Source organism: Pseudomonas sp. 1152_12, from assembly GCF_052850675.1.
The window spans coordinates 172577-188583 of record NZ_VXCW01000006.1; the positions used below are offsets into that span (position 1 = coordinate 172577).

17 protein-coding genes are annotated in these 16007 nt (G+C 59.3%); 3 read left to right on the forward strand and 14 right to left on the reverse strand.

Features of this window, described 5'->3' with window-relative positions; all coding sequences use genetic code 11:
- Position 1: 1 nt before the first annotated feature.
- From FW764_RS13260 to ppc, 6 genes are all read right to left on the reverse strand, one after another.
- The gene (locus tag FW764_RS13260; RefSeq protein WP_446434311.1) at positions 2-829 is read right to left on the reverse strand and encodes an isocitrate lyase/PEP mutase family protein; all 828 of its coding nucleotides are present in this window, start codon (positions 827-829) and stop codon (positions 2-4) included.
- A gap of 27 nt (positions 830-856) precedes the next feature.
- The gene (locus FW764_RS13265; protein WP_446434312.1) at positions 857-1717 is read right to left on the reverse strand and encodes a DUF72 domain-containing protein; all 861 of its coding nucleotides are present in this window, start codon (positions 1715-1717) and stop codon (positions 857-859) included.
- On the reverse strand, positions 1717-2031 hold the full coding sequence (locus FW764_RS13270; RefSeq protein ID WP_446434313.1) for a hypothetical protein: 315 nt from the start codon (positions 2029-2031) through the stop codon (positions 1717-1719). The genes FW764_RS13265 and FW764_RS13270 overlap by 1 nt, the downstream gene beginning before the upstream one ends.
- A gap of 182 nt (positions 2032-2213) precedes the next feature.
- Positions 2214-2897, reverse strand: coding sequence for a tRNA (adenosine(37)-N6)-threonylcarbamoyltransferase complex dimerization subunit type 1 TsaB (gene tsaB, locus FW764_RS13275; RefSeq protein WP_446434314.1), 684 nt, complete (start codon positions 2895-2897; stop codon positions 2214-2216).
- 89 nt (positions 2898-2986) lie between these two features.
- A complete protein-coding gene (adk, locus tag FW764_RS13280; protein ID WP_083359838.1) occupies positions 2987-3634 on the reverse strand; it encodes an adenylate kinase in 648 nt (215 codons plus the stop codon).
- 280 nt (positions 3635-3914) lie between these two features.
- Positions 3915-6560, reverse strand: a complete 2646-nt coding sequence (gene ppc, locus FW764_RS13285; RefSeq protein ID WP_446434315.1) for a phosphoenolpyruvate carboxylase — start codon at positions 6558-6560, stop codon at positions 3915-3917.
- Between the two features lie 184 nt (positions 6561-6744).
- On the opposite strand from ppc, the gene FW764_RS13290 reads away from it, so the two are divergent.
- The 3 genes from FW764_RS13290 to FW764_RS13300 all read left to right on the forward strand — a co-directional run bounded on the left by FW764_RS13290 (position 6745) and on the right by FW764_RS13300 (position 8639).
- Positions 6745-7089: a pilin assembly protein gene (locus tag FW764_RS13290; protein ID WP_446434316.1), complete on the forward strand. Its 345-nt coding sequence runs from the start codon at positions 6745-6747 to the stop codon at positions 7087-7089.
- A 283-nt stretch (positions 7090-7372) separates the two neighbouring features.
- Positions 7373-7798 carry a DUF4398 domain-containing protein gene (locus tag FW764_RS13295; RefSeq protein WP_083359841.1) on the forward strand — a complete coding sequence of 142 codons (426 nt, stop codon included), beginning with the start codon at positions 7373-7375 and terminating at the stop codon, positions 7796-7798.
- A gap of 55 nt (positions 7799-7853) precedes the next feature.
- Positions 7854-8639, forward strand: a complete 786-nt coding sequence (locus tag FW764_RS13300; RefSeq protein ID WP_446434317.1) for an OmpA family protein — start codon at positions 7854-7856, stop codon at positions 8637-8639.
- Between the two features lie 51 nt (positions 8640-8690).
- Here the strand turns inward: FW764_RS13300 and FW764_RS13305 are convergent, their stop codons facing one another.
- The 8 genes from FW764_RS13305 to prfB form a co-directional block, all read right to left on the reverse strand.
- Positions 8691-8993 carry a hypothetical protein gene (locus FW764_RS13305; RefSeq protein ID WP_446434318.1) on the reverse strand — a complete coding sequence of 101 codons (303 nt, stop codon included), beginning with the start codon at positions 8991-8993 and terminating at the stop codon, positions 8691-8693.
- Between the two features lie 113 nt (positions 8994-9106).
- Entirely contained in the window at positions 9107-9433 is a 327-nt protein-coding gene (locus FW764_RS13310; protein ID WP_010212625.1) for a hypothetical protein, read from the reverse strand.
- On the reverse strand, positions 9430-10335 hold the full coding sequence (locus tag FW764_RS13315) for an alpha/beta hydrolase (protein ID WP_446434319.1): 906 nt from the start codon (positions 10333-10335) through the stop codon (positions 9430-9432). Before FW764_RS13315 ends, FW764_RS13310 begins: the two co-directional genes overlap by 4 nt.
- Positions 10336-10450: 115 nt before the next feature.
- Positions 10451-11728, reverse strand: a complete 1278-nt coding sequence (locus tag FW764_RS13320) for a flavohemoglobin expression-modulating QEGLA motif protein (protein WP_446434320.1) — start codon at positions 11726-11728, stop codon at positions 10451-10453.
- 21 nt (positions 11729-11749) lie between these two features.
- Positions 11750-12310, reverse strand: a complete 561-nt coding sequence (locus FW764_RS13325; RefSeq protein ID WP_446434321.1) for a hypothetical protein — start codon at positions 12308-12310, stop codon at positions 11750-11752.
- Positions 12311-12326: 16 nt separating this feature from the next.
- Entirely contained in the window at positions 12327-13043 is a 717-nt protein-coding gene (locus tag FW764_RS13330; RefSeq protein WP_446434322.1) for a TetR/AcrR family transcriptional regulator, read from the reverse strand.
- Positions 13044-13247: 204 nt separating this feature from the next.
- On the reverse strand, positions 13248-14750 hold the full coding sequence (gene lysS / locus FW764_RS13335; RefSeq protein ID WP_446434323.1) for a lysine--tRNA ligase: 1503 nt from the start codon (positions 14748-14750) through the stop codon (positions 13248-13250).
- A gap of 71 nt (positions 14751-14821) precedes the next feature.
- A protein-coding gene (gene prfB / locus FW764_RS13340) for a peptide chain release factor 2 (protein WP_096236834.1) occupies positions 14822-15917 on the reverse strand; the annotation gives its coding sequence in 2 pieces (ribosomal slippage) (positions 14822-15844 and positions 15846-15917; 1095 coding nt in all).
- Between the last annotated feature and the right edge of the window lie 90 nt (positions 15918-16007).

Below are 16007 nucleotides of genomic sequence, written 5' to 3' on the forward strand. Positions count from 1 at the left end.
CTCAACCCTTGAAAAATTGGTTGGCCTGGCTGAACGGCATCTTGCGGTCGGTGAAGGTAAACGTGCCCAACTCATACACTTCCTGCGCTGCGCGGTAAAACTCGCCATACGCCGCCAGCGCCAAGGCCGAGCCGACACTGATGCGCCGTACACCCATCTCGCTCAACTGCGCGACGCTGAGGTTCAAGCCGCCGGACATCAACACATTCACCGGTTTGGGCGCGACGGCCTTGACCACCGCCAGCACTTCTTCGGCACTGCGCAGAGCAGGGGCATACAACACGTCAGCCCCCGCTTCGGCATAGGCTTGCAGGCGGCGAATAGTATCAGCCAAGTCCAGGCGGCCATGCAGGAGGTTTTCCGCGCGAGCGGTCAGCGTGAACGGAAACGGAAGGCTGCGGGCGGCGGCAACCGCGGCTTCGACACGCTCTACAGACAAATCGAAAGGGTAGATAGGGTCGACGGCAACCCCCGTGGCGTCTTCGATGGAGCCACCGACGATCCCCGACGCGGCCGCACGTAGGATGGTCTGGGCACAGCCCTCGGGAGTATCGCTGAAGCCGTTTTCCAGGTCAGCCGCCACCGGCAGCGCGGTCGCCCGAACAATCGCTGACGCATTGCCCAATGTGTCCGCAAGCGACAACGCCCCTTCCGCATCCGGCCGTCCTAGGCTGAACGCATAACCTGCACTGGTGGTGGCCAAGGCTTCAAAGCCGAGGCTGGCAAGCATGATGGCTGAGCCTGCATCCCACGGGTTGGGCATCACGAATGCGCGATCACGCGTATGCAAAGCTTTGAAGGTTTCGGCGCGAAGGGTTTGGGCATCCATGTCTGGCTCCTGGCGGAAAAAGGAGCCTTAGAGTAACCCCAGTTGCTCGGCAGCGGGTTCTCGATGCAAGGTCGGCAACGGTGGCAGACCCGGCAAACGCGCCATCAGTTTTTCATGAAAGCGCAGCGCCAGTTGCGCGGCCAGGCGGTTATCCGAGGTGTGCAGGAACATGTAGGGCGTGCGACCTTCCTCGATCCAGCCGGCGATTTTTTCTACCCATGGCAGCAGAAATGGGTCATTGGCTTCCAGTTCCGGATGACCGATAAAGCGCACTTGGGGAAACAGCGTCAGTGCAGCCGGGCGCGGTGGCACCTTGGGCTTTTTCGATTGGGCGTGGAGCACGGCGGCCGAGGTAGAGGTGCAACTGAACAGCGCACGTGGGTCCAGACAGATACGCTCGACACCACGGTCGCGCAGCAGGCGGTTGAGGATCCGTTCAGCATCGCCCTTGGCAAAGAACTCCGGGTGGCGTACTTCCACCGCCAGCGGGCGCTCCAGGCCATCAATAAAACCTGCCAGTTCACCGACGCGTTGCGGCGAAAAACTCGCCGGCAGTTGTAGCCACAATGGCGAAACACGCTCACCCAGCGCGCTCATCAAGCCGACAAAACTTTGCGCCGCCGGTAACTGCTCCCGCAAGTCGCCAGCGTGGCTGATGTCACCGGGGAATTTGGCGGTGAAGCGAAAATCCTCAGGCATGATTTCGGCCCAGCGCTGCACGGTGGCGGCCGAAGGTCGGGCATAAAATGTGGTGTTGCCTTCAACGGCGTTGAAGACTTGGGAATACAGCGCGAGGTAGTCGCCGGAGCGTGCATCGGCCGGGTACAGGTACTCGCGCCAGGCGTTTTCACTCCAGGACGGGCAACCGATAAAGTAAGGCAGACGCATCAGATATGGAGGTCGAGACCCAGCACTTCCATGTCCCATTCGACAAAACCGGCGGTGGTCAGGTAGCTGGCCAGGGCGGTGGCGACGCTTTTGCTCATGGAGCGGGGGAAGACCATGTCTTGCTGACGGGCAGGAAGACCGCTGGTACGGGCGCCGCCGGACGCTTGGGCGCTGGAATGGGCATTGGCATGCGACTCGGACTGGACCTCGATGAAGTCCGGCGAATCCTCGACGGAATCGTCTACCGTCACGTTCGCCTTACGTGGCTTACGCTTGAGGGGATAGGACTGTGAGGAAAAGCCGTCTATGCGCATACATGCAGACTCGATATCAATGATGGCAATTTAGCGGCACTTTCCGTAGTGCGCAAATGCTCTGGTGATAACTAGAACACATAATTTGTAAAAGGTTTAAAAACGGGGAGAAATTCTGACGATTGGCGGTTTTTTGGTAGGCCGCACTTAATGTGGCGAGAGAACTTGCTCCCTCTTCACAGTTAAAGGCCGCGTTCAGCCTTGGTTTGAGCGACTTTATCGCGCAGATAAACCGGCGCTGCCTGATCGGCAGGAATCGCCTCGCCGCGTTCAAAAGCGAAGCGCGCCAAGGTCAGTAAGTCTTGCGCATGAGGCAACATCGCAGCGTCCTGGCCAGCCAGCTTCACACCGATGCGCTCGCCATAACCCCAGCCAGTACCGGCACCGAACCAGTCTGCGCTGGCATCATCTGGCAGTACAGAAGACTCCGGCGACTGCACCGCTTCCACGCCCACCAAGCGCATCTCGCCAGCCGTCTCGCGATAGCAACCCCAATAGACTTCGTCCATGCGTGCATCGATGGCCGCCGCGACGTGCGAGGCGCCGTGCTCACGCAGCGCGCGCTGAGCCAGCACTGCCAGGTTGGAAACCGGCAACACCGGGCGCTCCAGCGCAAAGGCCAGGCCCTGCACCACACCGATGGCAATACGCACACCGGTAAACGCACCGGGGCCACGGCCGAAGGCAATGGCGTCGACGGCAGACAGCGTGGTGCCCGCGTCTTCAAGCAGTTGCTTGATCATGGGTAACAGCTTCTGCGCATGCAGGCGCGGGATCACCTCGTAGTGGCTCGTTACCTTGCCATCGTGCAGCAAGGCAACGGAGCAAGCTTCAGTCGCGGTGTCCAGGGCCAGCAGGGTGCTCATGGGTGTGGGTGTCCAAGTCGAAAAAAGTGCGCCAGTATAAACAACAACGGCCCGCAAGCGGGCCGTTGTACGTGAAGCTGATCGCTGAATCAGCTCAGAGCATGCAACACCTTGGCGGTGATGGCTTCAACCGAGCCCACACCTTCGATGTGGCTGTACTTCGGCTTGCCGTTCGCAGCAGACAACTTCTGGTAGAAATCCACCAGCGGTTTGGTCTGAGAGTGATAGACCGACAGGCGATGACGCACGGTTTCTTCAGTATCGTCTTTACGCTGCACCAGGTCTTCGCCGGTCACATCGTCTTTGCCTGCCACTTTAGGTGGGTTGTAGGCGATGTGGTACACGCGGCCCGAGGCTTCGTGAACGCGACGGCCAGCAATACGCTGCACGATTTCTTCATCTTCTACCGCGATTTCAACCACAGCGTCCAGCTCTACGCCGGCCTTCACCAGGGCTTCAGCCTGGGGAATGGTGCGTGGGAAGCCGTCGAACAGGAAGCCATTCTTGCAGTCTTCCTGGCTAATGCGTTCCTTGACCAGGTTGATGATCAGGTCATCGGAAACCAGGCCGCCGCTGTCCATCACGCTTTTTGCGATCAGGCCCAGCTCGGTGCCGGCCTTGACGGCAGCGCGCAGCATGTCACCGGTGGAAATTTGTGGAATGCCGAATTTTTCAGTGATGAACTTTGCCTGAGTACCTTTACCGGCCCCGGGAGCTCCCAGCAGAATGACGCGCATCGATGTGCTCCTCAATTTTTTATAGAGATGACGCTCGGATTCGCCGCGTGGGGCCAATCTCGTAAAAATGTGGGTCTAGGCCGATGAAACGGCCAAAGGCTGATCAAGATACACAGCGGGCCCTATCCATACAAGCCGCCGAAAGTCGCAGGAACCCACGCCGCGCATGCGTTACAGGTCGGGGGTGACTGAGTGCAACCCTGCCCCTTGAACGCCGACCGCCCTTTTCAGGGCGGCCGTCATGGTTTATCCGCAAGCCTTTGAGAACACGCAAGAAACCTTAGCCGGTGTTGCGCAAACCGGCTGCGATACCGGCCACGGACACCAGCAGTGCCTGTTCCAGAGGGCTGTCTTGGACAGCTTCCTGCTGACGCGAACGTGCCAGCAACTCGGCCTGCAGCAAGTGCAACGGGTCGAGGTAGGTGTTGCGCAGGCGGATGAACTCAAGTGTGTCTGGGCTATGGGCCAGCAGTTGCGACTGGCCAGTCAGGCCAAGCACCACGCTGCACGCCTGCGACAATAGGTCGCGTAAGTGCGCACCCAATGGCAGTAGATCAGGCTGCACCAGACGCTCGTCATACAAACGCGCGATGTCAGCATCGGCCTTGGCCAGCACCATTTCCAGCATGTCGATGCGGGTGCGAAAGAACGGCCACTGCTCGCGCATCTGCCCCAGCAGCTCGCCTTCGCCGCGCTCCAAGGCCTTGCTCAATGCCGCTTCCCAGCCGAGCCACGCGGGTAGCATCAGACGGGTTTGGGTCCAACCGAAGATCCAGGGGATCGCGCGCAAGCTTTCAATACCACCCGCACGGCGTTTGGCCGGGCGACTGCCCAGCGGCAAGCGCCCGAGCTCCTGCTCTGGGGTGGATTGACGGAAGTACTCGACGAACTGCGGGTTTTCCCGCACCACGGCGCGGTAGGCGCTGACACCGTCTGCCGCCAATTCGTCCATCAAATGGCGCCAGGCGGGCTCAGGTGGTGGTGGCGGCAACAGCGTGGCTTCCAGAACGGCGGCCAGGTAAAGGTTGAGGTTCTGCTCGGCGATGTCCGGCAGACCAAACTTGAAGCGGATCATCTCGCCCTGTTCGGTCGTACGGAAACGCCCCGCCACCGAACCCGGCGGTTGTGACAGGATCGCCGCGTGCGCCGGGCCGCCGCCACGGCCGACGGTACCGCCACGACCGTGGAACAACAGCAATTCCACTTGTTGTTCGCGGCAAATATCCACCAAACGTTCCTGCGCCCGGTACTGAGCCCACGCAGCGGCGGTAGTGCCGGCGTCTTTGGCTGAGTCCGAGTAACCAATCATGACTTCCTGCGGGCCTTGCAACCGTGCGCGATAGCCTGGCAATTGCAACAGGGTTTCGATCACCGGCCCGGCGTTATCCAAGTCGGCCAGGGTTTCGAACAGCGGCACCACGCGCATCGGCCGTTGCACGCCCGACTCTTTAAGCAGCAACTGCACCGCCAGCACGTCGGAGGCGGCACCCGCCATCGATATGACATAAGAGCCAAGCGACGCAGCGGGCGCGGCGGCGATTTCCTTGCAGGTGTTCAACACCTCGGCAGTCTCCGCCGACGGCTTGAAGTAACCCGGCAGCAGCGGTCGGCGATTGGCCAGCTCCTTGGTCAGGAAGCTGATGCGCACCTCTTCGTCCCAGTCTTCGTAGCGGCCCAGGCCCAGGTAATCGGTAATTTCGGTCATGGCCGATGAATGTCGGCTGGAATCCTGACGCACATCCAGGCGCACCAGGAACAGGCCAAAGGTCACGGCGCGGCGCAGGCAATCGAGCAGCGGGCCATCGGCGATCACACCCATGCCGCACGCGTGCAGTGACTGGTAGCACAGCTCCAGCGGGTCGAGCAGGTCGCGGTTGTTCTGCAATACGTCAACCGGCGCCGGGGTGCTGGCGGTCAGCGAGGTATGCGCCCATTGACGCGTAGCGCGCAGGCGGTCACGCAGTTGCTTGAGCAAGGCGCGATACGGCTCGACGCTATCGCCAACCTTGGCGTGCAACGCCGGGCTGGCCTGCTGCATCGACAGCTCGGAGGCCAAGTGATCAATGTCGCGCAAATACAAATCGGCCGCCATCCAGCGTGCCAACAGCAGCACTTCACGGGTGACCGGCGCAGTGACATTCGGATTGCCGTCACGGTCGCCGCCCATCCACGAAGCAAAGCGAATCGGCGCCGCCTCCAAGGGCAAGTGCAGGCCAGTCGCAGCGTGTAAAGCCTGGTCGGCCTTACGCAAATAATTCGGGATGGCATGCCAGAGCGAATGCTCAATGACCGCAAAGCCCCATTTGGCTTCGTCGACCGGCGTCGGGCGCACGCGGCGGATTTCTTCGGTGTGCCAGGCTTCGGCGATCAACCGTTGCAGGCGTGCGCGGATCTGTTCACGCTCGGCCGTGGTGAGGTCGCGGTGATCCTGCAGCGCCAACTGCGCCGCAATCGCATCGTATTTCTGGATCAGGGTGCGGCGCGCCACTTCGGTCGGGTGGGCGGTGAGGACCAGTTCGATCTCCAACCGCGCCAACTGGCGGGCCAGGGATTCGTTGCTGTGGCCTTCGCTTTGCAGGCGGGCCAGCAACTCCGGCAATACGCGAGATTCGAACGGGGCCGGTTGTGACTCATCGCGCCGGTGGATCAACTGGTACTGCTCGGCGATGTTGGCCAAATTGAGGAACTGGTTGAAAGCCCTTGCCACCGGCAGCAGCTCGCCTTCCTGCAACTGGTTCAAGCTGGCGCTGAGTTCCTCACCGGCGGCTTGCTCGGCTACCGCACCACGCCGGTCGGCCTTGGCGCCTTTGCGGATCTGCTCGATCTTGGCGAGAAAATCATCGCCGTATTGCTCTCGAATGGTGTTGCCCAACAGCTCACCCAGCAGGTGAACATCCTCACGCAAGCGTGCATCGATATCACTCATCAGCCAATCTCCAGCCAGAATTCCGGGACGCGCAGGTGTTCCAGAGTGCCGCCCGCATCGGTTTCTGACAAGACACTTTAAACCTTGTGACTTGCAGCTAGTCTCAACTGTGAGTCAGCACGTTATCCACGCATCTGACTGGACACTCATCACCGCCTGCCATCGTGGGCTTACTGAGGTTGCCATGAAAATCCGAGAACTGGCCCAGCATTGGGAAGAGAACGCCAAGGGTCGCTTGACCAAAACCGAGTACGCGATTCATCTGGACGTGGAGTCGGCCGCACGGCTGGCCGCCATTGCCGAGATGTACCCCAAGCGCCACACCGAAGAACTGCTCGGCGAGCTGATCGGCGCCGCCCTCGAAGAGCTGGAAGCCAGCTTCCCTTACATCAAGGGCCAGCATGTAATCGCCACCGATGAAGAAGGTGATCCCTTGTATGAAGACGTCGGCCCTACGCCCCGCTTTCTGACGCTGTCACGTCGCTATCTGCATGATTTATCGGTAAGCGCTGACGAACAGAAGCACTGATAAACATCCACCAGAATTGATCCAGCCCAAATATTCCGGGCCTTTCAGAGGGTCGGAATACCCCTGGGCGCGGCAAAAGTTCCAACTTTCAAACATTGACCACTCAGTCAGATATTTTTTTAGGCAAATCGCCATCTTCTCTGAACTTTTGAAAAAAGCCTCCGGTCACAGCCAGTAAGCCATCACTTGGAACGGTCGTTTGAAAGGGGCTTTCGAGCTTTACCGCCGAGGCCGAAACCGTTGACCAGTGACGTGGATTTTGATGTTTTTCAGGAGTTACATAATGGAGTTGAAGACGATGAAGACCAGCACTGCCAAGTCCTCGTTTAACCACCTGCGCGGGCTGAAATTGGCCGCGCTGGCAATCGGCACCAGCTTCGTCCTGGCGGGCTGCGCCGGCAACCCTCCGACCGAGCAGTACGCTGTGACCCAATCTGCGGTGAACAGCGCGGTCAGCGCCGGTGGCACCGAGTACGCAGCGGTTGAAATGAAGTCGGCTCAGGACAAGCTCAAAGAAGCCGAAATCGCCATGCATGACAAGAACTACGATAAGGCTCGCCAATTGGCTGAGCAGGCAGAGTGGGACGCTCGCGTCGCTGAGCGCAAATCTCAGGCTGCCAAAGCCGAACAGGCTGTGAAGGACTCCCAGAAAGCTGTTCAGGAGCTGCGTCAAGAAGGCATGCGCCCAGCTGTTATGAAGCAGCAATAAGCCGCCGCCTCTGATTGCATTGCACCCGAAATCGAATTGAAAGGACGACACGACTATGCGTAAACAATTGATGATCCCTGCCCTGCTGGCGATGAGCGTTGCCTTGGCGGCTTGCTCCACCCCGCCGAACGCGAACCTGGAAAACGCACGGACCAACTTCTCGGCCCTGCAAACCAACCCACAAGCGACCAAGCTTGCGGCGCTGGAAACCAAGGACGCCAGCGAATGGCTGGACAAGGCTGACAAGGCCTACCGCGATAAGGAAGACGAGAAGAAGGTCGACCAACTGGCCTACCTGACCAACCAGCGCGTTGAAGTGGCGAAAGACACCATTTCGCTGCGCGAATCCGAAGCCAAGCTGAAAAATGCCGGCGACGAACGTGCCCGCGCCCTGCTGGACGCCCGTGACGCGCAAATCAAGCAACTGCAAAACAGCTTGAACGCCAAGCAGACCGACCGCGGCACGCTGGTGACGTTCGGTGACGTGCTGTTCGCCACCAACAAGTCCGATCTGAAATCCAGCGGCTTGGTCAACATCACCAAGCTGGCGCAGTTCCTGCGTGATAACCCGGACCGTAAAGTGATCGTCGAAGGCTACACCGACAGCACCGGTTCCGACTCGTACAACCAGAGCCTGTCCGAGCGTCGTGCAGCTTCGGTACAACGTGCACTGGCGCAACAGGGCGTGGATATCTCGCGCATCGTGACCCAGGGTTACGGCAAGGAATACCCGGTTGCCGACAACGGCAGCGTTTCGGGCCGTGCCATGAACCGCCGCGTTGAAGTGACCATCTCCAACGACAACCAGCCAGTCAAGCCACGCTCTTCCGTCGCTTACTGATTGATTGAAGTTGAATAAAAAAACCCACCTGCTGGTGGGTTTTTTTATCTATCAAACGTCGACTTTGCGGCTGCTATCGTCGGCAGGCATCATGGCCTCCATGCCTTGGCGACCCGCCATCATTTTCTCAAGTTTCTTTGCATCCATCTGGCCTTCAGAACCCTCAGACCCGCCGCCCTGAGCACCGCCTGCTGACTTCGACAACATATCCATGAGCATTTTCATCGGGTCTTGTTTCTCTTGCTTCTGCGCACCTTGCTCGTCGCCCTGGCCCAGCTGTGCTGCGCCCCGAGCCATTTCCAATATCTTATTTATCGCGCCAATTCCGCCAATTCCGCCAATTCCGCCAATCATGATCACACTCCAGAGTCGTTATACGTAAGTTAACTATCAGCAACACTGACAAGTCATTCAGTGGCGTCTTACGCAATACGGTTCCAGATATTTCCGTAATCAGGCGAATTGAGCTACTCCTGCAGTTGTGGCGTCTCCTGGCCCATGCAACGAACGGCTTGCTTCTTGTTGTTCACCAACACACCGCTCAAGCCTTTCTGTTCGGTATCAAACATGACCAGCACACCGTCGACGCATTGCGCCACTTGCGCAGCTGGGGTCAGTGAGATTTTGTAGTCCTCTCCCGGCACAGTCTTGAGCATGGTGAAATCGCTGAGCAGCAACGCATCTTCCGGCTTGGCGAAATGCAAGTAGCCATAGAACCATAGGCAACCGACGGTGCCGATGATAGTGCCGATGCCGGTGAGGATCAGCGGGATCATGTTGCGTTCTTCACTCATTGCGGGCTCTCTGATGAATCAACTTTAGGGTTCGGGTAGTTGGGGATTTCCCCCAAGCGGCGCAGGCCGTTGAAGTGCTGCGGATCGTCTAGATAACGCAGCATCACGGTTTGCCAGGTCTTGTCGGCAAACGTCTGCACGTGCCCGCCACGGGTTAGTTGCAGCACCCTTGGCGGTGGTGCGGCCTGGTACAGGCGGATGCCATTGGCCAGCGGCACGATCGGGTCATCCACACTATGAAACAGCAACTTCGGCACGCCGGTCAGTTGCGGCATGGCGTTGATCGCACTGTCGCCGTCAGGCACCAGCCAGGACAGGGGCACTTGAAACGGCCATGTTAACCAGGAGGTACTGAGCGCGAACTGTCCTACGTCACGATAACTGGCGGGCACGCCGTCCAGCACCAACGCCTTGAGCCGAGACTGACGCTCCGGGTGCGCCGCCAGGTAATGCACCACCAGCGAGCCGCCCAGGCTTTGGCCCAACACAATCAGCGGTTGGCCTTGGGTTTCGGGGGCTTTGTCAAGCCAGCTGAACGCCGCATCGATGTCCTGATAGATCGCCGGCAACGACGGTTTACCTTCCGAGAGGCCATAGCCGCGATAGTCGAGCAGCAGCACCTGATAACCCTGCTCCGGCAACCACCAACTGCCACCCAGGTGCCAGGCCAGATTGCCGCCGTTGCCATGCAGATGCAGCACCGTACCTTTGAGCGGCACGCCGGGTTTGGCCGGCAGCCACCAGGCGTGAAGTTTTACGCCATCGGCGGTGGTGAGCGTAACGTCACGGTACTGCAGGTGAGCTTTGTCCGGCGTGAATGGCAGGCCAGGTTCGGGGTAGAACAACAGCGAGCTGCAGCCGTTCAATGTGAGTAGCAGGCAAAGAATGCCGAGGATTCTCATCCGTTGAAGCCTCGTGAGCAGGTTGGAAAAAAGTTTTTGAAACCCATGAAGATCAAATGTGGGAGCTGGCTTGCCTGCTCCCACATTTTTGACCCGGTTTCTTCAGGAATATCGCCTAAAGGATGTTGGAGTAATCCGCCTCGATCCGGTCCAGGCTCAAATGGTTGAGGAAGTTGGAGAAGCACATCCACGCCGCCAGGGCGTTCATGTCGCGGAACTGTTCGGGCAGGTATTTGGGCGGCACCACCAGGCCTTCATCCACCAATTGGCGCAGGGTACGCATGTCTTCCAGGGTGGTCTTGCCGCAGAACAGCAGCGGCACTTGTTCCAGTTTGCCTTTGCGCACGGCCAGCTGGATGTAGTTATAGACCATGATAAAGCCCTTGAGATAGGACAAATCCTTGGTGAATGGCAGACCGGTCGGCGTTGAACCACGGAAAACCCGGCTGGCATTGCCGTAGCTTTCGGCCATTTCAAAGCCTTGCTCGCGGAAGAATTCGAACACCTGCAAGAAGTCGGCACCCTCCTCGACCATATGGATAGCGCGAGTGCGGTTGGTCAGCTTGCGCAGGCGGCTCGGGTAGGAGGCGAAGGTGATGATCTCCATCAGAATCGCCAGGCCTTCCTGGGTCACGGTCGATGAGGGTGGGCCCTTGGACAGGAAGGTGCAGATCGGCTGGTTCTGGCCGTTGAGCGTGGTGCCGACGTGCACCAGGCCTTCATGCACTTCCAGCGCGCGCACATCGCGGTCGTTGAACATCGCGTCGGCGCGGATCTTGATGTAGTCGGCACCCGCCGCCGCATCGGCGACGATACCGTCGGACTCAAATACCCGAATGGTTTCTTGCGCCTCGCCAAACACTTTGTTCAGGCGGGTTTGCAGCAACGCCACGGCATCCTTGGCGGTCAAGGTCTTGGCTTCGTCTTTGAGGTCGCCACGGCCGTCGATGTTGTTGAGGTAGTCGGAGAGCATCAGGCCGAGGTCAGCCAGGGTTGGGTCGCCAGCGTGAAACGCATCGGAGGCGGCGCCGTACAACTCTTGGGAGATCAGGCCGAAGTCCTCGGTGCCGCGCGCTTCGAGCATGCGCACCACCATGCGGTATTCCTTGCACATGCGCCGCATGATCTGCCCGACCGGATTAAATTGGCCAAGCTGGCGGGTGATGTCGCGCTCGATGTTCTGAAACTCCAGCTTGACCGCGCTGGAGTCAAACGACAGCGGCCGGTTAAGGTAATAATCACGGTCAACGGCGGGCATGGCCTTGCCCTTGGCTTTGAGGAATCCCTGGCGAATGTTCTCGTCCCACTTCACAGCGTCGAGGACACGAATCGGTGTTTGCGCCAGCACAATGCGATCAGACAAGGTGCGTATCGTCTGCTGGTAATCGTCCACCCGGTGCTTCCTCTTTAAACGTTATTTACGCGCACGCTGGTAGCGCACGGCTTCAACGAACACATCGGCATTGGCCGGGTCATCCAGGTAGGCAAACACCTGGTCCAAGGGGCTGTCGACCAGCACACCAGCGCCTTCGACGCTGTCCACGGTGCTGCCACGTAAAAGCTTTTGGCCGATGGCTTGATGGATTTGCTCAAGGTCGAGGCTGTAGACCACCAATTCAGGCGTTTTGTCGCCCTCACCTTCAAAATCAAAGCCTGCAAGGATGAAATGCCCGCCAAGCCGGTCCGGCAACGGCGCCGACAAATACCAACGGCTGCCATGGCGCGAGACAGTAAACAGGTACTCATCGCGCTGGCCCGGCTTGGCTTTAGGGTAGCTCACGGCTCTATAACGGTGCTCACCCGCGCGGGTGATCTGCAGGTTGAGCGGTTCGCCCCAGGCATTCTTGCTCGACCAATGCCCGAGCAAGGCATCCGGCGCTGATTCGCGCGCCGGCAGCGGTTCCTTGAAGGTCACCAGGCAACCGCTGAGCAATAGGAACGACAAGGCGATTAGCGCGACACGCCAGGCTTTCATCAGATACCCCCCGGTGTCAGACCGAGGCCAACACCAAATGCATGTAACGCTTGAGGATCTCAAGCATCTCTTCACCGGTCAGAGGCTCTGGGCCGCCAAGCAGGCCCTGATATTCCATCCGACTGATAATCGCCGTCAACACTTTGGCATCCTGTTGCGGCTCGCGAGACCCTAATACCCGGAAAAACTGCTCCGTGCCCTGCAGCAGAATCTGTTGGTGTGAGCGCACAAGTTCGGCCAGGCGCGGGTTGAGCAAGGCTTCTTGGCGAAAGGCCTGTTCGGCCATCAGGTATTCGCGACGGTTGGTCAGTTGGCGCAGCACGTAGTCGGCGGTGAGCCGCGCAATGTCATCGGCCAATTGCGAACGCGACTGCGGGCTGCCATCGCCATAGGCGACCATCTCACGCAGCAGGCCTTCGTTACGTACCCACAGCTTGCCCATGAAGGCAGCGCTGCGTTCGACGTATTGGGCGAAGGTATCGGTGAGCAGGTCATCGATATCCTTGAAATAGTAGGTAGTGGCCGACAACGGCACGCCGGCCTCTGCCGCCACCGCGCGATGGCGTACCCCACGTACGCCGTCGCGCACTACGATGCGCATGGCCGCATCGAGAATATCCTGCCTGCGCTGCTCGCTGCCTCGGCGGCTGGCCTTACGGCCTTGGTACTGGACGCTTTCAGCCACGGCAGCAGCAATGCCGGCGGCGCCTTCTTGAGCCATTACGCGGTTCACGACAGATCTTCCTTTTAGACCGATAAATGATCGTTCCACGCTCTGCGTGGAAATGCCGTCAGGTTGTGACGCAGAGCGTCACGGGATGCGCTCCCACGCAGAGCGGGAGAACGATCACCGATTCCCTGGCGCTGTTCGCTTGACGCTTGTTTACGCCACATAAAAAAGCCGCCTTATAAAAGGCGGCTTCGGGTTTCGCTACGGCTACGCTTGTGGCCGCATGTGCGGGAACAAGATCACGTCGCGGATCGACGGCGAGTTGGTCAACAACATCACCAACCGGTCGATACCGATACCTTCACCGGCCGTCGGCGGCATGCCGTACTCCAGCGCGCGGACGAAGTCGGCGTCGTAGTGCATGGCTTCGTCGTCGCCGGCGTCCTTGTCGGCCACCTGCGCCATGAAGCGCTCCGCCTGGTCTTGCGCATCGTTAAGCTCGGAGTAGGCGTTGGCGATTTCGCGCCCGCCAATGAACAGCTCGAAACGGTCGGTGACGTTCGGGTTGTCATCGTTGCGACGCGCCAGCGGCGACACTTCGAACGGGTACTGGGTAATGAAGTGCGGCTGCTCCAGCTTGTGCTCCACCAGTTCTTCGAAAATCATCACCTGCAGTTTGCCCAGGCCTTCAAAGCCCAGCACCTTGGCGCCAGCTTTCTTGGCGATGGCGCGGGCCCTGTCGATGTCGGTCAGGTCGTCAGCGCTCAGCTCAGGGTTGTACTTGAGGATCGAATCGAACACCGACAGACGCACGAACGGCTCGCCGAAGTGGAACACCTTGTCGCCGTAAGGCACGTCGGTACTGCCCAGCACCAGCTGCGCCAACTCGCGGAACAGTTCTTCGGTCAGGTCCATGTTGTCTTCGTAGTCGGCGTACGCCTGGTAGAACTCCAACATGGTGAATTCAGGGTTGTGACGGGTCGAGACGCCTTCGTTACGGAAGTTACGGTTGATCTCGAACACCTTCTCGAAGCCGCCAACCACCAAACGCTTGAGGTACAGCTCCGGCGCGATACGCAGGAACATTTCCAGGTCCAGCGCGTTGTGGTGGGTTTCGAACGGCTTGGCTGCGGCACCACCCGGGATGGTTTGCAGCATCGGCGTTTCCACTTCCAGAAAGTCACGCTGCATCAGGAAGCTGCGGATGTGCGCGATAACCTGCGAACGCACACGGAAGGTCTGACGCACGTCTTCGTTAACGATCAGGTCAACGTAGCGCTGGCGATAACGCTGCTCGGTGTCGGTCAGGCCGTGGTGCTTGTCCGGCAGCGGGCGCAGCGACTTGGTCAGCAAACGCACGCTGGTCATTTCAACGTACAGGTCGCCCTTGCCGGAACGCGCCAGGGTGCCTTCGGCTGCAATGATGTCGCCCATGTCCCAGGTTTTCACCGAGGCCAGGGTTTCTTCGGGCAGCGTTTTACGGTTGACGTAAACCTGAATGCGACCGGTCATGTCCTGGATCACCATGAACGAGCCACGGTTGAGCATGATGCGACCTGCCACCTTGACCGGGATTGCAGCCTCTGCCAGCTCTTCCTTGGTCTTGTCCGCATACTCTTTCTGCAAGGCATCGCAGTAGTTGTCACGGCGGAAATCGTTCGGGAAGGCATTGCCCTTGGCGCGCTCGGCAGCAAGCTTTTCCTTGCGCAGGGCGATCAGGGAGTTTTCTTCCTGTTGCAGGGCTTGCAGGTCGAGTTGTTGGTCGCTCATGTCTTTTGAAATTCCATCACAGGTTCGTTGCCCCCGCCGGAGGCAGGGGACTTAAGGTCTTGGCTTACGGTTTAAAGCCCCGATTTCAGGCTGGCTTCCAAGTATTCGTCGATATCACCGTCGAGCACCTTGTCGCAGTCGCTGCGCTCGATGTTAGTGCGCAGATCCTTGATCCGCGACGCATCCAGCACATACGAACGGATCTGGTGACCCCAGCCGATATCCGACTTGGTGTCTTCCAGCGCCTGGGAAGCAGCGTTGCGCTTCTGCATTTCCTGCTCGTACAACTTGGCCCGCAGCATTTTCATGGCGGTGTCCTTGTTCGCGTGCTGGGAACGCTCGTTCTGGCAGCTGACCACGGTGTTGGTCGGTACGTGGGTAATACGTACGGCCGAGTCGGTGGTGTTTACGTGCTGGCCACCGGCACCGGAGGAGCGGTAGGTGTCGATTCGCAGGTCGGCCGGGTTAATCTCGATTTCCACTTTGTCGTCGATCTCTGGGGACACGAACACCGCGGAGAACGACGTGTGGCGACGGTTGCCGGAGTCGAACGGGCTCTTGCGCACCAGGCGATGCACGCCAATTTCGGTACGCAGCCAGCCAAAGGCGTATTCACCCTTGATGTGCACGGTCGCGCCTTTGATACCGGCGACTTCACCGGCCGACAGCTCCATGATGGTGGCGTCGAAACCGCGCTTGTCAGCCCAACGCAGGTACATGCGCAACAGGATGTTGGCCCAGTCCTGGGCCTCGGTGCCGCCGGAACCGGCCTGGATATCCAGGTAGGCGTTGTTCGGGTCCATTTCGTGGCTGAACATGCGGCGGAATTCAAGCTTGGCGAGGTTTTCCTCGAGACGGGCCAGCTCGGCGACGACATCGCCCACTGCGCCTTCGTCGTTTTCTTCAACAGCCATGTCCAGCAGGTCGCGGCAATCGCCCAGACCGGTGTTCAATTCGTCGAGGGTGTCGACGATCTGCGCCAGCGCAGCGCGCTCGCGGCCCAGTTCCTGGGCGTATTCAGGTTTGTTCCAGACAGCCGGATCTTCAAGCTCGCGATTGACTTCAGTCAGACGCTCATGCTTTTGATCGTAGTCAAAGATACCCCCGAATAGTTTCGGAGCGCTCGGACAGGTCCTTGATGGTGTTAAGGATCGGGTTGATTTCCATGGCGGGCAGCACTCGTTGGCGAACTTTTGAAAGCCGACGAGTATAACGACAAACGGCTGGAAACGGCAGTCCGCTTAGCCGAAAAGGCAG